Here is an 18,276-nt window from a genome sequence, read left to right on the forward strand (position 1 = left end):
GACTGACCCTGATCGGCGGGAGGAATCACCTCGCCTACGTTCTCCTCCTTTTCGCAGGGACAAAGCCCGAGCAAAAGCGAGAGCAACAGCACTCCCGAATAATCAGTTCGATACGGGTACAAATACAGCGAAAAAGTTCTCGAGACAATACTTCGCCGAGCACCGACGAAACGGTCACTCCTCGCCGAAGTCGAAGCGCAACTGCACGCAGTCGGCACAGGCTTCGGGCGTGTTGCCCACCGTGAGGCCGATGAGCCGCACCTTGCGGCCGTGGAAATCGACGCCCGCGAGCAGCTCCTCCGATACGCGGCAGAGCGCTTCGTCGGAGTCGATGGCCGTGAAGAGCGTCTTCGATCGGGTGATCTGGCGGAAGTCGTCGTATTTGAGTTTCAGCACGGCGGTCTTGCCCCGGAACTCGTGACGCTGAATGCGGTTCCACACCTCCTCGCGCACGGCCGCCAGCTCCATACTCAGCCGTGTGCGGTCGTCGGTATCTTCGGCGAAGGTCGTCTCGGCGCCGACCGACTTGCGCACGCGGTGGGGCTCGACCTCCCGCTCGTCGACGCCGCGCGCATAGCCGTAGTAGGCGTGCCCGGCCTTGCCGAAGCGCTGCACGAGCGCCGCCTCGTCCCACTGCCGCAGATCGGCGCCCGTATGGATGCCCATGCGGTGCATCCGCTCGGCCGTCACGGCGCCGATGCCGAAGAAGCGCTCGACGGGCAGCGCGGCGACGAACGCCTCGACCTCGGAGGGCGCGATCGTGAAGAGCCCGTCGGGCTTGCGGTAGTCCGAGGCGATCTTGGCCAGCATCTTGTTGACCGACACGCCGGCCGAAGCCGTCAGCTCCGTCTGCCGGCGTATGCGGGCCTTGATCTCGCGGGCGACGAGCGTCGCCGAACGTTCATGCGTCACGTCCAGAAAGGCTTCGTCGAGCGACAGCGGCTCCACCAGCTCGGTATATTCGCGGAAGATGTCGCGAACCTGCTGCGAGACAGCCTTGTAGACGTCGAAACGCGCCGGAACGAAGATCAGGTCGGGGCACAGCCGCCGCGCCGTCACGGAGGGAAGGGCCGAGCGCACGCCGTAGGGACGCGCCTCGTAGCTGGCCGTCGAGACCACGCCGCGCGGCCCGTCGTGCCCCACGGCGATCGGACGGCCCTGCAGGGAGGGGTCGTCGCGCTGCTCGACCGAGGCGTAGAAGGCGTCCATGTCGATGTGTATGATCTTCCGTTGCGGCATAGTCTCCGAAGACAAAGATACGAATACGTGAGGGCAGAAGCAAGCGCCAGCCTGATTATACCGAACAGAAGTATCTAAGGCGTCAGCCAAAGATACGAATAAGCCGAGTGCAAAAGCAAACATTTCCCCCCATTTGGATCGAACCAAAAGCACAAGAAAAAGAATTTTAAGCAAAGAACAATTTCCCGATCGATTCTTCGGGAAGTATCCCCTCACCTTCGATTCGGTTTTTCCTGCGAGGAGCGGGTTTACCACCTTTTGACACCAAAAGGTGGCGCCAAAAGTGTCCGCAGGGTGAAAAACTCGGGGACCGGCCGACGGCTTGCGCCTAAAACGCTACGCGGACGAGCTCGCGCCCGCGTTTTCGACGGCGCATCCGCCGCCCGTTCTTCTTCCCGACTTTCCGCAATGCGGAGTCTGTTGTGCGCTTCGCGCAACAATGATTTATTGCGATTTGAATTCCTCTCTTCTCATTTAGCAGGCTTTCGGCCTGCGGGATCGCACTGCGAAAAGAGCGGAAAGAGTGACGACACTTGTGCGAGCGCCCGGAGCGGGTGTGCAAAACAGCGCAATCTTTTGTGCCCGCTCAGCGAGCGCGGGTGGCGGCACCCGCTGCTTTTCGCAGTGCTTGATCTTTTGGTGCTTTTGGATCAAGCCAAAAGCACAGAAGAAAAAAATACACGACAGAAGAAATCGGTTCTTCGGGAAGAATTCCGATGCGAAGATCGGCCGCACCGTATCTGCGGGTCGAAATCTGCGGAGCACGCCCACAGCGGCGGGCCTCCGCGGGCGGAGGCTTCGGCCCGCGCGGGGCAAAGGCGCCGCAACGCCCGACTCCGGCCGCGCGGCAGACCGGACAGAGGAGACATCGGCCGGAAAGCGGCGCGAAAGATGATGCGTTTCCGGTATTTTTTTCGTACATTTGTTGCTATGAACGAACGATTGATTTTTTTGACCAACGACGACGGTTTCGATTCACGCGGCATGGAGGCCCTTATCGACATCGCCCGCCGATTCGGACGGGTGGTCGTCGTCGCTCCCGAAAGGCCGCAGAGCGGCATGAGCCACGCATTCACGATGCTCTCGCCCCTCTTCATCCGCAAGGTGCGCGAGGAGGAGGGATTGGAAGTTTACGCGCTCAGCGGCACGCCGGTCGACTGCGTGAAGGTCGCTTTCGACTACCTGCTCCGCGAGCGCAAGGTCGACCTGGTGCTTTCAGGCATCAACCACGGCTCCAATTCGGCCGTGGCGCTGCTCTATTCGGGCACGATGGGCGCTGCGATCGAAGGAAGCTTCTACGACTGTCCCTCGATCGGGCTATCGCTTACCGACCATCGCCCCGACGCCGATTTCACGGCGGCCAGGATCTGGGGCGAACGCATCGTCCGCGACGTGCTGGAACACCCTGCCCCGCTGCCGCTCTGCCTCAACGTGAACATTCCGGCCGGAGCGCCCGAGACGATCCGAGGCATCCGCGTCTGCCGGCAGGCGCAGGGGTTGTGGCGCGAACAGTTCGTCTGCCGACAGGACCCGCACGGGCGCGACTACCTGTGGCTCACGGGCGAGTTCGTCAACGACGAGCACGGAGCGGAGGAAACCGACGAATGGGCGCTCACGCACGGTTACGTCTCGGTACAGCCCGTACAGGCAGACCAGACGGACTACCGGCGCATGGAGGAAATGCGGCGGCTCTTCGACCGATAGCGGGCGAACGGCGGACAGTGCCGCGAAGGCGCACCGCGCACGAAGGAGGGAACACGCCCGTCGAATACAACGTATGAAATTCGGGAAATTATGATAAAAGTCTTTCTGATCATCGCCGTCATCATCCAGACCGTCGCGACGGTCTACGCCCTGCGGCTGGTGCGCGCCACGAAGTACAATGCCGTATGGATCCTCTTCATCATCGGCTTCTCGCTGCTCTCGGTCGAACGCATCGTGCAGGTCATGGTGGTCAACGGCGGCGTGGGCATCCCGCACGACACCTTCTCGTGGCTGGGCGTGGTGATCTCGATCTGCATGTCGATCGGCGTGATGTACGCCCACAAGCTGATCCGCTACATCGACCGCCTCAACCGCCAGCGACAATTGATGCAGAAGCGCATCCTCACGGCCGTGCTGCGTACCGAGGAGAAGTCGCGTTCGCAGTTCTCCAAGGAGCTGCACGACGGCCTGGGGCCGCTGCTCTCTTCGGCCAAGATGTCGCTCACGGCGCTGTCGCGCGAAGAGCGTACGCCGGCCCAGCGCGAGATCATCGACAACACGACCTACGTCATCGACGAGGCGATCCGCTCGCTGCGCGAAATTTCGAACAACCTTTCGCCGCAGGTGCTCAACGATTTCGGACTGGCGCGCGGCATCCAGAACTTCATCTCGCGCAGCGCGGCGCTGCACAGCGTGCGCATCCGCTTCACGACCAACCTGCGCGCGGAACGGTTCGACACCGACATCGAGGTGATCCTCTACCGCGTGGTGTGCGAACTGATAAACAACTCGCTCAAACACTCGGGTTGCAGCGAGATCAACCTGTCGCTCTCGTCGGGCGGCGACACGCTGACGCTCGACTACTCGGACAACGGCTGCGGCTTCAACCCCGCGGCGGTGATGGATTGCGGCATGGGGCTTTCGAACATCGTTTCGCGCGTCCACTCCATCAACGGGCACTGCAACGTAGAGGGAGCCAAGGGCAAGGGGATGCACGCCGCCATCCGCGTCAACGTACGGGGCGAAGCCTCCGCCGCAGCCGGTGCGAGACGCCGCACCGCCGCACGCCGCAGAAAAAGACGCTGAACGGAGAACATGGAAAAAACGTGCAAAATCATACTGGTCGACGACCATTCGCTCTTCCGCAACGGGCTGCGCGGACTGCTGGCTGCACACCCGGGATACGAGGTGGTCGGCGAGGCCGCTTCGGGCGAGGAGTTCCTGACGATGCTGCCGGCGCTCGCGGCCGATGTCGCATTCATGGATATCGCCATGCCCGGAATGGCGGGCGACGAGGCGACCGTGCAGGCGTTGGGGCTGCAACCCGATCTGAAAATCATCACGCTGTCGATGTACGGCGAAGAGGTCTACTACACGCGTATGATGACCGCCGGAGCCAAAGGTTTCCTGTTGAAGGACAGCGACTTCTCGGAGGTGATCGAAGCGATCGACACCGTCTCGGCCGGGGGCAGCTACATCTGCCACGAGCTGCTCGTGCAGCTCACCGGCAGACTGCACACGCCGCAGCGTGCGCAATCGCTGCTCGACGGCGGCGAAGAGTTGTCGTCGCGCGAGCAGGAGATTCTGGTCATGGTTTGCAGGGGGCTGTCGAACCAGGAGATCGCCGATGAACTCTTCATCTCGAAGCGCACGGTAGACAAGCACCGCGCCAACATCCTCGAAAAGACGGGATGCAAGAACACGGCCAACCTGGTCGTCTACGCCATCAAGCGGGGATTGGTGGAGATTTAACCGTCCTCAGCAGCGGGATGCCGGAATTGGTCAGGCAGCCGCATTCCATTTTACATCGCCCTCCTTCAAAGCCCAGCTATCCCGGCGGAACGTGTCCGCGCCAAGGCTGGGGGGGGGCCACGGCGCAGCCGCGGGTTCGCCGACAGGCGGGACGTATACAGCGACGTGAAAACTGACGAGGTGTAAAGTTGTATATAGCTGCTATTATTTATATATTTGCACACACAACATACCGTTCCCGACGGCAGGCGGCATCGTCCCGACGGCGGGGAACGGGGATAAAAAGGAATACGATGAGCATTTTTCGATGGACGGCGCTGCTGGCGTTCTGCTGCATCTGCACGGCATGCGGCGGCAGCGACGATACGCCGGCGCCCGTACTGAGCACCGAACAGGTGGCGGGCATCTGGAAGTTGAAGAGCTGGACGGGAGAAGCGCAAAACCCAGACGGCACGAGCTATACCTTCTCCGACGTGGTCTACGTCTATGTCGAACTGCACGAGGACAATACCTATGCGCTCTACCAGAACGTCAGCGCCGTGGGCGCCGTGAAATTCACGGGCAGCTACTCGCTCGAAGCCTCGACCATCCGGGGCTTTTACAGCACCTCGGCCGGATCGAAGGCGTGGTCGGACTCCTACGAGATCGGCAACCTGTCGGGCAGTGCGATGACATGGACCGCCAGCCACGCCGCGGGCGACGTGCAACAGTTCGTCCGCGTCGAGACCGTGCCGCAGGAGGTGCTCGACGCCTCGGCCGAAGTGCGCTCCGCCGCCGTACCGGCGGCGGGAGGCATCTGGTAGGTGACAACGGCCGTTTCGGAAAGACGGGGTCGGGACTTTCGGATTCCGGCCCCGTTCATTTGCTTAGGCATACAACGGAGAGACTCTTTCTCAGAACAATCGGGCAGGCCTCTGGCCTGCCATGTGCGGACGCAAACGAATAATCGTCGTTACGCGCAGCGCACCATCGCTCCGCCTTGCGAAAAAGCGGGAAGAAGAACGGACAGCGGCTGCGCCGTTGAAAATGCGGGCGCGAGCTTGTCCGCACAGCATTTTAGGCACGGCCGTCGGCGGTTCCCTGACGTTTCGCCTGGCAGATGCTTTTGGCACCACCTTTTGCCCCTAAAATCACAACGGCTATCTACAAAAAGTATATTAAAGCATATTATCTGATATTCAGATTGTTATTCATCATATCAGTAGAAATATCGAGAGGCCGGACGACTCTGCCGAAATTATTTTTGTCCACCTTAAAAAAGCAAAGTCTATGCACAGTACTTTCAAGGTCTTGTTCTACCTCAAACGAACAAAGAACACCCCGCGTGCAGTCTATCCGGTTATGGGCCGCAGCACGATCAACGGTACGATTTCACAGTTCAGTGCCAAGATCAACGTTCCGGAACAACTGGGGAAGGTTCGTTAAAGGAGGGACGGGTCGAAGGCTAATGCGTCGAGTCGGAACGCATCAACCGTCATCCGGACAATATCCGCATTCAGATCGGCAAACATTATCGGTCGATTTGCGATCACGATGCCTACGTCACGGCCGAAAAAGGTCAAGAACGTCTGGCTGGGTATGGGCGAACGATACCGCGGACTCTTGCGGATGTTTTCGAACATTACACGAATGATCTTTTCAAACGTATCGGCGTAGATCGCTCGGAAAGTACCTGGTGGTGCTATCGGGCGGTGCTGGGTCATCTCCGAGCCTTTCTGAAACACGAGTACAACCTCCACCATATTCCGCTGCTCGAATTGGAACAGTCGTTCATCGAGCAATATCACGTCTATTTGAAAACTGTCTGCCGTTCGAAGGCGGGAAGCGTATGCCGCTACATAGATTGTTTGAACAACGTGGTGAGAATTTCGTTCAACAACGGTCTTATGCCGCGGAATCCGTTCGCACTTTACCGCTATTCCGCTCCGACGGAACCGAGAACCTTTCTCAGCGAGGAGGTACTGCGGATTTTTCAGACGTCGCGATTGAAGAGTGCCAAACACGAATACCACCGCGGCCTGTCTCTCTTTTCCTGTTTTACGGAAATCTGCTACAAAGACATGCGCTATCTGACCTGTGAACAAATCATACCGGACACGAAGGGGCACCTGCGGATGCACGGTAACCGTTGCAAGACGGGTGGAGAATATATGGTCAAATTTCTACCCGCAGATTTGCGTCTTCTGGAAAAATATCGCGGAACAGCTCCTCGTCGCTTGCATTCGATATGCCGGGACTTACCGAAAAGCGGAAATGAAGAGTGCGATTTTACGCTTTGGACCACCTGTAAGGAAAATGTAAGATTTTTATTTTTCAACAAATTGATTAGAAGCAGTTTGCGAAAATTCTGTCATTGCTATTTCATCCTCTTTTTCCGAAAAGATTTCCTATCTTTGTTCAAGGCGCATCTTCCGGTTTACGAACCGAACTCCATACACATACACATACACATTCTCATTCTAACCTAAATTCCTTCGGCTATGAAGCATCCGGCCTTTGTATGTTGCGCCGTGTCGTTCCTGTTTCTCGGAGCGACGTCCGTACAGGCGCAGGAGACGTCCGATCTGACGGACGTCCATTTCTATCCGCCGTCGGCGGTGTCGATGATGAAGTACATCGACTATCCCGTTTCGCACCGCACGGGAATTCCCGAAATCTCGATCCCGCTCTACACCGTCAGATCGGGATCGCTGGAGCTGCCCGTGAACCTGAGTTTCCACCTCGACGACTTCACGCGCGTGAACCAGCTCGCCGGCGCGGCCGGCGCAGGATGGTCGCTGAGCTGCGACTTGCAGGTCTCGCGCATCATCAACGGCCGTGATGATTTTCACGCCTCGGGTTATCTGTCTACGGGCACATCCTACACCAATATCGACAAGAATACTCCCGAAATCGTTCCTTCGGATCAACATCTCTTTTCGATGTGGATTAAGAATATAGACGAAGAGCCCGACAAGTTTTACTATAAGCTTCTCGGTAGCAGCGGTGCATTCTACATCGAGAAAGAGCTGGGGCCGACGACCGTACCGATGAACGGCGATAGGATCGATTATGCGAACCGCAACGGGAATACAGATTTTAGTATCGTGGGTAGTGACGGAACAAAATACAGTTTCTCATCGCAGTACGTCGATTGGGTGCGAGATTTCAACGCGATGGAGGCTCCGGCACCGACTGCATGGAAATGCACTCGTATCGAGAGTGCCGACGGCAGCGATGCGATCACCTTCTCGTACCTACCTTATGAATCCAATCTGGTTCGACAATTGGAGGGATCGCACGATTTGTACGACGATGCCGAGATTTCAGGTTCCGGCTCTTCAATGTTTGAATCGCTGGCTCGAGCGCCCCGACAGGAGCTGCATTACGGAATGAATACTTCGTGCGATTATTTTCTGAGAGGAGACAATGAAATTGCCGACGGTTGGGAGATGGAAACTGCGCCCGAACAGGATGAAAGCGCACAATTTGCCCGCAAAGTCCTCAATACGATACACACCCATTACATCGACAGAATCGAATTCCGCGGCGGTTCCCTGCAATTCGTCTACGAACAATACAACTCCAATCGCACAGCGATTCGCAGGCCCATTCTGACACGTATCGAGGTTTACGATCTGCAAGGCGTGCTGCGCAAGACGATCCTGCTGACACAATCCATCGATACGGGGTATTACCTCGACGAAAATTTGGCCATGATGTACGGCCGTTACCTGAACGCACTGACGATCGACGCTCAACGTTATCGATTCGAGTATGGAGCGATGCACTACGGAGATTCTTTCTCGGATTTCTGGGGACATGCGCGTATGGGCAGCTACGACCGCGGAATTCCTGCTATTGCACGCCATTATACGACGATCGAGAAAGGCAGCTCACCCCGAGACCGTCACGGTAACAGATTGATCGATACGCCTCTTTCGGAATATGAGAAATATATTCCGTCGTACTATACATCCGAGATTTATCTCTATACGGCATCCCCTAAAAAACTGCTTACGATTACCTATCCCACAGGCGGCTATACGGAGTTCCACTGCGACCACAACCAGTTCTGCGATCGTTCAGGCACAAACCGTTATATCTCGAGTTACCGCATTCGGGACATCCGTGCGTTCGATCGTGACAGTATGTTGCTCAAACAGACACACTACGAATACGGAGCCAATGAAAGCGGCAACGGCATCATTCGTCATGAACCCGATACGAGCGAGGAACAGGGTAATTGCCATACCTTACAGACGATCGTCTATTATGAGACGTACAATGGAGCGACAACGAACACCCTGCGGTTACGTTGCAGGACATATTATCCTCATACGACGTATCGCACCAACTACAACGACGGGAGCCATGTCCAGTACGACGAGGTGGCCGAATACCAAAGCGAAGGTGGAGTTCTGTCCGGAAAAACCGTCTACAAATATACGCTCGATCCGCCGCTCGAGGGCTCGCTGAATCGCCCCGCAATAGCACTCCCCGGAAGTCCCTATCCCATGGAAATGGAATCTTGGCATCAAGGAAGTCTCGATTCCGTCATCCAATACAAGTATGTCGACGGTCGTTTCGAATGGCTCGTCCGCAGAGATTATACCTATATGCCGTATCTCTCGGCTAAGAAAATTTTCAGAGGACGTGTCTGGCCAACTACCCGGCATGTACAGATCGAAGCGAATGGCTCCTTACGGGAACAACCTCGGTTGACAACTTCACCCTACGACGACAATAAAAATACATATAGTTACTCCTACAATGCCATCGACGTGGGTTGTATGCAGCTTTCGGAGGAGGTTATCGAGCAGCGCGAAGACGACGGACGCATTCTGCGCCGACGGACGAACTATTATTACGACACGAATCCCTATACCGCCAGCCGCAAGGAGACGACCTACGCCGACGGACGAACCGTCACCGAGCGGACGCTCTACGCCGAAGACTACCTGCCGTCGAGCGTGCAGACGATGCTCGATCGCAACCTTCTCTCGCTCCCGCTCGAACGGGTCGTCTATACCGACGAGACCGTCACGCACGGCGATACGTTCCGCTACGATCTCTACGGGCGTCCCGACAGCCTCTCGACGCTGGCTTCGCTCGACCTCTCGCCCGCATCGTTCCGCTTCTCGAACCGCAGCTCTACGGGCGGGAAAGGCGCCTATACGCCCGACACGCATTACATCGGACGGGCGTCGCTGCGCTACGACGCCGACGGCAACATCTGCGAGGTGCAGGCCGTGGGACAGCCTCCGATCTGTTATCTGTGGGGCTACAAGGGTCAGTACCTCGTGGCCGAAATCCGCAACGCCGCATACGACGAGGTGACGACCGCCTTGGGTGCGGCGACCGTCGAGCATATCCGTACCTCGGTCGTGCTGTCGGAGGGCGATCTTGCGGCGCTCGACGGCCTGCGAACCAGCCGCAAGGAGTGGCACGTCACCACGGCGACATACATCCCGCTGGTGGGGATGGCCTCGATGACCGATCCTTCGGGACGTGAAACCACCTACGAGTACGATGCGTTCGGCCGCCTGATCTCGGTCAAAGACGGTAAGGGCGAACAAGTCCAATCTTATGATTATCATTTTGCTACGGAAAACCGGTAAATCTGAATCACTCATGAAAAAGCTATATCTGTTGCTTGCTCTCGCAGTAGCGGGCATGCACGTATCCTTCGCCCAGTTGATCTGGCATCCGAATCTCGGGACATCGCCCTCGGAGCAGGTCTCGCTGTCCTGGAACGATACGTCCTATACGATCGTTGCCGAAGACGGCGACGAGTTCTCGCCGGGCAACGCCGTCGAGGAGATGAACCGCCAACTTCTGGATAATGGGATCCGCTGGGTTCGCGTCCTGTATATCGACAACGCCGAAACAGGAACCTATCTGGTCGAACTTCAACTCGATCCCAATACCACGAGCGGCGAACGCACGGTGGCTTTCGGCACTTATGCCAGTCACGTCTATATCAAGCAAAAACCCCAGTATTCGTATCCGTCCGTCGACTGGCCGGCCGACCGCTGTTTCTACATCTGTCCGGGGCAGTCCGCAGAAATTCATCTGCACGACACGGAGATCGACAAGAGCTATTTCCTATGGCGGACCTACGAGGACGATTCCGAGGAGGAGACTGACTTCTTCCTCGGTACGGGCGGCGACTATACCTATCGCATCTCTACTCCGGGCACGTACCGGTTCGACTTCCCAGATTCGGATTTTACGGTCAAATACTACGAAGCCTTTTCTTATGAATATCCCGCCAGCGAGGAGGCCGCTTTGATCGATGCCAACGGCGGCATCTATCGAATCTTCATGGAGGCATACCTCGACGCCGCAGGCCAGCGGCATCCGATCAATAGTATCAGCGATCTGGCATTCCTCGAAGAACCGTTCGCGGTCTACAACTCCGGCGGTTCAATAAACTGGAATCCTCATATCCGCATCTCCTACGGATTCGCTGCCGAAGGTATCGACCAGGGATACATCCAGATTACCTGTCCGCCCAATCTCTCTTCGACGAGTATCTACAACCACAGCGAGCTACGCATCAGCGACAGCATTGTTTTCTCGGTCGATCAATCCGGCGGAGGTTCGGTAGTGGCATGCCCCGTCTCCTATCGTTACAATAAATCGTCCTCCAACGTCGAAGCATGGATCAGCACGTCGCAACCCGACGTGGTCTATACGCTCTATCGCGACGGAATCGAACAGGAGACCGTGCTCGGCAACGGAGAGACCATCACGCTGTACGCTCCGAAAGCCACCGGGTATTACCACGTCACGGCGGCCTACGAAGAAAACGGACTCCGCGACGAAAAGGAACTCGACGGCGCCCGGTATGACGACGGCATACTGGCTCTCGACAAAGACGAGAACTGGATTCTGACCAGAACCTTCAACGGCGACAAGCCGGCGGCGTCCGATGTCGCCTATTACAATGGGCTGGGATTGCCCGAACAGTCGATTCAGATCGCGGCATCGCCTGACGGTCGGGATCTGGTAACGCCGATCGGTTATGACGCGCTGCTGCGTGAAGACGCCAAAAGTTACCTCTCTTATGCGGCTCGGTCGAGTGGCGGACGGAAACAGGCGTCGGCCCTGACGAACCAGCAGGCATTTTACGGCACATTGTATGGACAGGCCGATGCGCAGCGCTCCTTCACGGAGAAGGTCTACGAGGCGTCGCCGCTCGGGCGCGTACGCAAGCAGGCGTTGCCCGGTTACATGAAAGACTTCGAGGTCGTCTACACCGAGTTCGATTACCGGACAAACGACACCGACGAGGTGCGATGGCTCGCAGTGGGCGTCGACGGCGAACTGGTCTGCGAGGGGTGCCACGACGCCGGAACGCTCTCATGCACCGTGACGACCGATCCCGACGGCCATGTCGTGCAGAGCTTCACCGACGGACTGGGGCGGACGCTACTGAGCCGCACGTTCGATGACGACGAACCGATCGACACCTACTCCGTCTACGACGACTACGGCCGGCTGCGGTGGGTCGTCACGCCCGAAGGCAGTTACCTGCTCAGCGATTCGCAGACATTCCCCGTCGACGACGATTTCGCCGAAAAGTATTGCTACGTCTACACCTACAACGATCGCGGCCTCATGGTCGAGAAACGGATGCCCGGACGCGAGGCGGAGTATATGCGCTACGACGAAGGAGACCGTCTTCGAGTGTCGCAGGACGGCAATCTACGCGCGAAGAAGCAGTGGATAAGCTATTCGTACGATGCATTGGGACGGGTGCAGGAGCAGAGCCTTGCCACCGAAATCGAATGGACGCCCGTACGCCCGCTCGTCGAAATAATCGGTGAGCCGATCGAATTTCTCGAACCTCCCTATTTGGGCGCTTCGGTACCGTTGCGGAAATATGTTTACGACACCTATCCATCGGAGGTGCAGGCGGCGGGGATCGGGTTTCAGCCGATCGAAGGTCTGACGGCCACGGACGGTGAATCGCTGCGCTACGACAATGCCACGGGTTCGCTGACCTACGAGAAACTTGCTGTGCTGGCCAACGATACGATCACGGGCTATCACCAGCGCGCCTACTATTACGACTACAAAGGACGTTTGATCCAGACCGTCGAGCGCGACACCGAGGATGGCATCCTCTGCACCTCGCAGCGCTACGATTTCGTGGGAAACCTCATCGCACAACGCGAAAGCTATACCCGCGCGGGCAAGACCGACGACATCGACCGCACCTTCACCTACGACGATCGCAGCCGCTTGTTGCGCGAAACAACTCAGGTGAACGGCGGCGAATTGGCCGTGGTCGATTATGAGTACGATGAGTTAGGACGATTGTCTGGGCGTATGTTGGGCACAGTTGAAGAACAGTCGGATTACGACATCCGAAGCTGGCTGACCGAGAAAAGCAGCGAGTTGTTCTCTATGTCGCTCGGACACTCCTATACGGGAAATATCACCTCGTGGCAGTGGCAGCACAAGGGCGATCCGTCCGGCGACGGCCCGCAGAACCGGTATGAATTCACCTACGACGACCTGTCGCGGCTGACGCACACCGATCAGTATGTAAACGGCGAGAGGGTTCGTCAGAATGTCGAACGTCACCTCTCTTATGACCGTAACGGGAATTTGCTGAGCATGATCCGTTATGAGAATGGCGAGGAACAATGCAACATGAAATATCAATATCAGGGGAATCACCTTTATCGATACATGGAGGACGAGCTTGTCGACGTGGATTTCGGTGCGGATACCGTAACGATGCTCCCCTCGGTGCTGCGGTTCGAAAGCCTGAAGCCTTGGTTGGCTCTGCATGAATACGATGCGAACGGGAATGTAACAAAAGACCGGGAGCGAGGACTGGATATGTCATATAATTGTCTGAATTTGCTCGAATATGCCTCGGACAACGATGCGAATGCCATAAATTATTGTTATCTTGCAGACGGTACGAAACTTTCAGCGACGACTGGTGACGACTGCGGTTTCTCGTATCGAGGTTCTTTTACATATCGTACGGATGCCGGAGGCGACCGTGTATTCGAGAGTACGCCGTTCGGCGGCGGCAGGATCGTGGGGACGGTCGACGATGAAACCGAGGTTCGTTATTTCCTGACCGATCATCTGGGAAGCGTGCGTGTCGTGGCGACAGACAAGAACAACGTGCTCGAACGCAACGACTACCAGCCTTTCGGCAAACGTTGGGTAACGCCTTCGTTGCCTGTTTCGGACAACCGAGACCGCTTCAATGGAAAGGAGGATCAATCGTTCGCCGGCCTGCCGTTCTCGGACTACGGCGCTCGTATGTACGACCGAGAACGAGGACGTTGGCTCTCGCAGGATCCCTTGCAGCAATACCATAGTCCGTATGTTTTCTGCGGGAACAATCCGATCCGGTTGATCGATCTCGATGGAATGGAGGCCCGTGATTCAACGAGTGTGATGATTCCTCCGGTTATCGTTTATCCTTCCGAAGATGGTGAAGGAGGTGGGCACAGCAACTCTTTCTGGTGGTCTCTCATACCCGGTTATTCACTTTATGAGGCTTATGAAGCTTTTAGCGATGGGGAATATAAATCAGGCTTTAAGAATGGATTGTATGGAACAATAGATATTGGCCTTTGTTTTATCCCTGTTAGTAAGTTGAGCAACTTATACAAAGTTGGAAAGAATCTGAAAAAGGCTACCTCTATTTCAAGAATATTACCTCAATTCTCGAATAGTACAATTGAACGTGCAGTTCAAAAAATGATGCGAAATAAAGATAAAATAGATTTTCATATTTTTGTTCCCAAGCATAAATTAGAGAATGTCGTTAACACGTTAGGAGGTAAAGAAAATACGATACGTCAAGCATTAATCGAGTTAAATGGGAAATTGCCTGTTAGCGGAAAATTTGAAGCGACAATTGAGTTGGGAGGATCACAGGTGACGGTTCGAGGATATGTAGTTGATGGGCTTCCCGATATAGGAACGATGTTTGTACCAAAATGATGATAAATTTATGAGTTGGAAAGATGATTTATTGGAATTGAAGCGTCAAGAGCGCTGGATGGATATTATAGTTTCATGCGAGCAACAGATACAAAAAGATAACAATTCTGCAGATTCATATATCCAGACAATCTATTTAACCCACGACATATTGTTGGAAGAGTATCCGACACCGCAAGAAGAGCAGGAAGCACAACGATTGTTGATTCACACGTTTTCGGATGGACAACAACGCCATTGGGATAATGCGGAATATTTGTTTTTTATTGGAAGCCTGGTCCCTATTGCTGAATGGTTGTTTGGGCTAAAAGAAAGCAGTAAGCCCCTTGAAAAACGGATAGGATATGAAATGGTAAAAAAAGCGACTCTGCTGGATCCTCATAATTTATTATATAGATGGAGTTACCAAGATTATAATAGAGATACTCAATCCAAACAGCTGGCTCAGGATATATTATCGGATCAGGTTGTCGTATCCTATCTCCGTCGTCAGGGCTACGCGGGAGAGTATATGCTCGATATTCTTGGTGTTGCCAGCACTTGGGTGGATGATTGATTTGCAAAATTTATTTTAAATAAAATAATCATAAATATTTCAGTGTAAGAAAATAGGGAATATGAATAGTCTAAAAGGTTTCTATCCAACCTTTTAGGCTGTTCATATTTTATTCTTCCCATTTATCTTGGGAAGCGAATTATATCCACTTTGTAAACGGCTCATCGGGATGTAATCTGTTATAATTACTGATAAGGCTATCCCATAATGTAGGATCAGAGGCATATCCGATCCGCTTTTCGAAATCTGGCGAGGGTTACGGAGGACAATGGAACTGCCGCGTTGGATGCCGGAATCTCCATCGATACGAGTGCGGTCATACGTCCTGTCGACCCGGGGATTATCTTGCATTCACGTTATGCGCACGACCGCAACGGCAATCTGACATACGACATGGAACTGCAAACGAATTTTGCATACAACAGTCTGAATCTGTTAGAAAAAGCCATGCGGAACGATACGATTGTCGCGAAATATTCGTACCTTGCAGATGGTACGAAACTCTCTGCGGTGAATGCCGACGACTGCGGTTTTGCGTATCGGGGTTCTTTTACATACCGTGCGGATGCCGGAGGCGACCGTGTATTCGAGAGTACGCCGTTCGGCGGCGGACGAATCGTGGGGACGGTCGACGATGAAACCGAGGTTCGTTATTTCCTGACCGATCATTTGGGAAGCGTGCGTGTCGTGGCGACAGACCAAAACAACCTCCTCGAACGCAACGACTACCAGCCTTTCGGCAAACGCTGGGTAACGCCTTCGTTGCCTGTTTCGGACAACCGAGACCGGTTCAACGGCAAGGAAGATCAGGCATTCGCAGGCTTGCCGTTCTCGGACTACGGCGCCCGAATGTACGACCGAGAACGAGGACGATGGCTCTCGCAAGATCCTTTGCAGCAATACCATAGTCCGTATGTTTTCTGCGGGAACAATCCGATCCGGTTGATCGATCTCGATGGAATGGAGGCCCGTGATTCGACGAGTGTGATGATCCCTCCGGTTATCGTTTATCCTTCCGAAGATGGTGAAGGAGGTGGGCACAGCGACTCTTTCTGGTGGTCTCTCATACCCGGTTATTCACTTTATGAGATTTATGAAGCCTTTAAATCAAGTTTTAAATAGATTGATTGTCGGGAACCGTCTTTATAAACTACATAAATCTTATATCAGATACGATTATTCTCATTGAAGTTAGTAAATTTGTCAAAGCATATTGAATTTGTATAATTAAGAAGAGTCCCTACCAGGTATTAAAACATCTTTCAGATATTGCAGTAGATTTGTCAAATCAGTTTATCAGTGTCCTGATTTTAATGAAATACTGATGACATCAAATATAAACTCCTAAGATATGAAGCTCGGTATGTCGTCAGCACAAACAAGATTCTTTCACGTAGTTTTGCTGATATGTTTATCCGGACTTTCAGGTTGTTACGGTGAAAAGCCGGACGAACTGACCGATTGCCTGGATCATGCTATCGACAACAAGGTATCATTCATCCGGGAAAAAGACCGAACGATCGAAGAGGCAAAACGGATGCTTCGAGCGGATTCGCTCTCCGCAGAACATGAGTACGATATAAATCTGAAACTCTATGAGGAGTACCGAAAATACATCCTCGATTCGGCGGTGCGCTACGTCGAGCGGAATCTCGAAATCGCTCGCGAACTCAAATCCTCTCGAAAAATATATCAATCGCTGCTGCAACTGGCGCCGTTATACTCTTTCTCCGGCCGGTATATCGACTCCCAGGCGGTTCTGAAATCGATCGATCCTTCGCAGCTCCCCGAAGAGATGCTCAGCAGGTATTACGAAGTCTGCATCCAATTTTACGACCATTACGGTCTGGCCAGCTCGAACAAATACCATGATATCAAGACGGCGCTGCGCGATTCGCTAATGAAAACAGCTGCTCCCCGATCCAGAACGTATCGTTCGAATCGCGTGACACAGCTTATGAACAGCGGCGATCCGTCGAACTACGCTCTTGCCGAAAGGATACTTGCGGACCTTCTCGCTCAAACGCCGAGAGACACTCCCGATTATGCCAGTTCGAATCATCAGCTGGCCAAACTCTACCAACGGATGAACCGACTCGATCTGGCCAAGAAATACTACACGATTTCTGCCATAACGGACATCCGGTGCGCTATCAAGGAGACCTCCGCCCTTCAAAATCTAGCACTTATCTATTTCGACGCAGGCGATGAGAAACGGGCTTTCAAATATGCCCAGTCTGCCATCGAGGATGCCGTATTCGGCGGTGCGCAGGTTCGTACCACGCAAATGGCGGAGTTTTATACGATGGTCAACGCCGCATTTCGCGATAAAGAGGCCGCTGCAAAACACAACCTTCAGTGGTCGCTACTACTCATCAGTTTGTTGTCCCTATCTCTTATTTTGCTTATCGCTCAGATCCTCAAACAGATGAAAAATATATCCAAGATCAAGGAGCGACTCTCCGAGAGCAATGTCCGACTGACGGAGCAAAACCGGGAAATCATCGAAACGAATAGTCTGCTTACCGAATCGAATATGGTCAAGGAACAGTATATCACTCAATTCTTCGACCTGCATTCGAACTACATCGACAAATTCGAAACCTACCGTAAATCGTTGAACAGGCTGGCTGTAAACCGGCAAATGGAGGAACTTTTCAAGCAATTGAAATCGAACCGGTTGATCGAACATGAAATAGACGAACTGTATACCCATTTCGACAACATATTTTTGGGGATGTATCCCAATTTCGTCTCCGATTTCAATGCCCTGTTGAAAAAAGATGAACAGATCGTTCCCAAATCCGGGCATCTTTTGAACAGGGAACTTCGCATTTACGCGTTACTGCGGCTGGGTATTACCGATAGTGCCAAGATCGCTTCGTTCCTGCGCTGCTCGATCTCTACCGTATATAATTATCGCACGAAAGTGCGCAATTGCGCACTCGTCTCACGCGATGATTTCGAAATCCGGGTGCGAAAGATCGGCGGAGAACGTGTCGGCACGAGCAAGTGATCCGAACGGGAAAAGGGAATGCTGCGGGATATTTCAGAATCGA

At 54.3% G+C, this 18,276-nt stretch carries 13 protein-coding genes; 11 read left to right on the top strand and 2 right to left on the bottom strand.

What is annotated here, in order from left to right; genetic code table 11:
- Window positions 1-174 precede the first annotated feature (174 nt).
- Complete coding sequence (dinB, locus tag FMF02_RS04050) at window positions 175-1,239, bottom strand: DNA polymerase IV (RefSeq protein ID WP_141412286.1); 1,065 nt, start codon at window positions 1,237-1,239, stop codon at window positions 175-177.
- 930 nt (window positions 1,240-2,169) lie between these two features.
- On the opposite strand from dinB, the gene surE reads away from it, so the two are divergent.
- From surE to FMF02_RS13735, 5 genes are all read left to right on the top strand, one after another.
- Window positions 2,170-2,943, top strand: coding sequence for a 5'/3'-nucleotidase SurE (gene surE / locus FMF02_RS04055; RefSeq protein ID WP_019131588.1), 774 nt, complete (start codon window positions 2,170-2,172; stop codon window positions 2,941-2,943).
- 87 nt (window positions 2,944-3,030) lie between these two features.
- A complete protein-coding gene (locus FMF02_RS04060; protein ID WP_026075132.1) occupies window positions 3,031-4,029 on the top strand; it encodes a sensor histidine kinase in 999 nt (332 codons plus the stop codon).
- A gap of 9 nt (window positions 4,030-4,038) precedes the next feature.
- Window positions 4,039-4,695, top strand: a complete 657-nt coding sequence (locus FMF02_RS04065) for a response regulator (protein ID WP_141412288.1) — start codon at window positions 4,039-4,041, stop codon at window positions 4,693-4,695.
- A 293-nt stretch (window positions 4,696-4,988) separates the two neighbouring features.
- Window positions 4,989-5,498, top strand: a complete 510-nt coding sequence (locus FMF02_RS04070; protein ID WP_141412289.1) for a lipocalin-like domain-containing protein — start codon at window positions 4,989-4,991, stop codon at window positions 5,496-5,498.
- Between the two features lie 466 nt (window positions 5,499-5,964).
- On the top strand, window positions 5,965-6,120 hold the full coding sequence (locus tag FMF02_RS13735; RefSeq protein ID WP_162852310.1) for a hypothetical protein: 156 nt from the start codon (window positions 5,965-5,967) through the stop codon (window positions 6,118-6,120).
- On the opposite strand, the gene FMF02_RS13870 is transcribed toward FMF02_RS13735, so the two are convergent.
- Window positions 6,117-6,437 carry a hypothetical protein gene (locus FMF02_RS13870; protein ID WP_244611628.1) on the bottom strand — a complete coding sequence of 107 codons (321 nt, stop codon included), beginning with the start codon at window positions 6,435-6,437 and terminating at the stop codon, window positions 6,117-6,119. The genes FMF02_RS13735 and FMF02_RS13870 overlap by 4 nt on opposite strands.
- Here FMF02_RS13870 and FMF02_RS14040 point away from each other — a divergent pair.
- From FMF02_RS14040 to susR, 6 genes are all read left to right on the top strand, one after another.
- The gene (locus FMF02_RS14040; RefSeq protein WP_394344404.1) at window positions 6,342-7,163 is read left to right on the top strand and encodes a phage integrase SAM-like domain-containing protein; all 822 of its coding nucleotides are present in this window, start codon (window positions 6,342-6,344) and stop codon (window positions 7,161-7,163) included. The genes FMF02_RS13870 and FMF02_RS14040 overlap by 96 nt on opposite strands.
- Before the next feature lie 12 nt (window positions 7,164-7,175).
- Window positions 7,176-10,295 (top strand): RHS repeat domain-containing protein, encoded by a 3,120-nt coding sequence (locus FMF02_RS04080; protein ID WP_141412290.1) that lies wholly within the window; start codon window positions 7,176-7,178, stop codon window positions 10,293-10,295.
- A 13-nt stretch (window positions 10,296-10,308) separates the two neighbouring features.
- Window positions 10,309-14,661 (top strand): DUF6443 domain-containing protein, encoded by a 4,353-nt coding sequence (locus FMF02_RS04085; RefSeq protein ID WP_162502268.1) that lies wholly within the window; start codon window positions 10,309-10,311, stop codon window positions 14,659-14,661.
- A 10-nt stretch (window positions 14,662-14,671) separates the two neighbouring features.
- Window positions 14,672-15,217 carry a hypothetical protein gene (locus FMF02_RS04090; protein WP_141412292.1) on the top strand — a complete coding sequence of 182 codons (546 nt, stop codon included), beginning with the start codon at window positions 14,672-14,674 and terminating at the stop codon, window positions 15,215-15,217.
- 393 nt (window positions 15,218-15,610) lie between these two features.
- A complete protein-coding gene (locus FMF02_RS04095; RefSeq protein WP_141412293.1) occupies window positions 15,611-16,339 on the top strand; it encodes an RHS repeat domain-containing protein in 729 nt (242 codons plus the stop codon).
- Window positions 16,340-16,568: 229 nt separating this feature from the next.
- Window positions 16,569-18,233, top strand: a complete 1,665-nt coding sequence (gene susR, locus FMF02_RS04100; protein WP_227044872.1) for a SusR family glycan utilization regulator — start codon at window positions 16,569-16,571, stop codon at window positions 18,231-18,233.
- Window positions 18,234-18,276: the final 43 nt, after the last annotated feature.

This window comes from Alistipes communis (genome assembly GCF_006542665.1).
Lineage (GTDB): Bacteria > Bacteroidota > Bacteroidia > Bacteroidales > Rikenellaceae > Alistipes > Alistipes communis.

Bases quoted from the DNA above. Each gene is read 5' to 3' on its own strand.
- surE (WP_019131588.1), top strand. From the start codon at position 2,170: ATGAACGAACGATTGATTTTTTTGACCAACGACGACGGTTTCGATTCA.
- FMF02_RS04080 (WP_141412290.1), top strand. From the start codon at position 7,176: ATGAAGCATCCGGCCTTTGTATGTTGCGCCGTGTCGTTCCTGTTTCTC.
- FMF02_RS04095 (WP_141412293.1), top strand. From the start codon at position 15,611: ATGGAACTGCAAACGAATTTTGCATACAACAGTCTGAATCTGTTAGAA.
- susR (WP_227044872.1), top strand. From the start codon at position 16,569: ATGAAGCTCGGTATGTCGTCAGCACAAACAAGATTCTTTCACGTAGTT.
- dinB (WP_141412286.1), bottom strand. From the start codon at position 1,239: ATGCCGCAACGGAAGATCATACACATCGACATGGACGCCTTCTACGCC.
- FMF02_RS04065 (WP_141412288.1), top strand. From the start codon at position 4,039: ATGGAAAAAACGTGCAAAATCATACTGGTCGACGACCATTCGCTCTTC.
- FMF02_RS04090 (WP_141412292.1), top strand. From the start codon at position 14,672: ATGAGTTGGAAAGATGATTTATTGGAATTGAAGCGTCAAGAGCGCTGG.
- FMF02_RS04070 (WP_141412289.1), top strand. From the start codon at position 4,989: ATGAGCATTTTTCGATGGACGGCGCTGCTGGCGTTCTGCTGCATCTGC.
- FMF02_RS13870 (WP_244611628.1), bottom strand. From the start codon at position 6,437: ATGGTGGAGGTTGTACTCGTGTTTCAGAAAGGCTCGGAGATGACCCAG.
- FMF02_RS04085 (WP_162502268.1), top strand. From the start codon at position 10,309: ATGAAAAAGCTATATCTGTTGCTTGCTCTCGCAGTAGCGGGCATGCAC.
- FMF02_RS13735 (WP_162852310.1), top strand. From the start codon at position 5,965: ATGCACAGTACTTTCAAGGTCTTGTTCTACCTCAAACGAACAAAGAAC.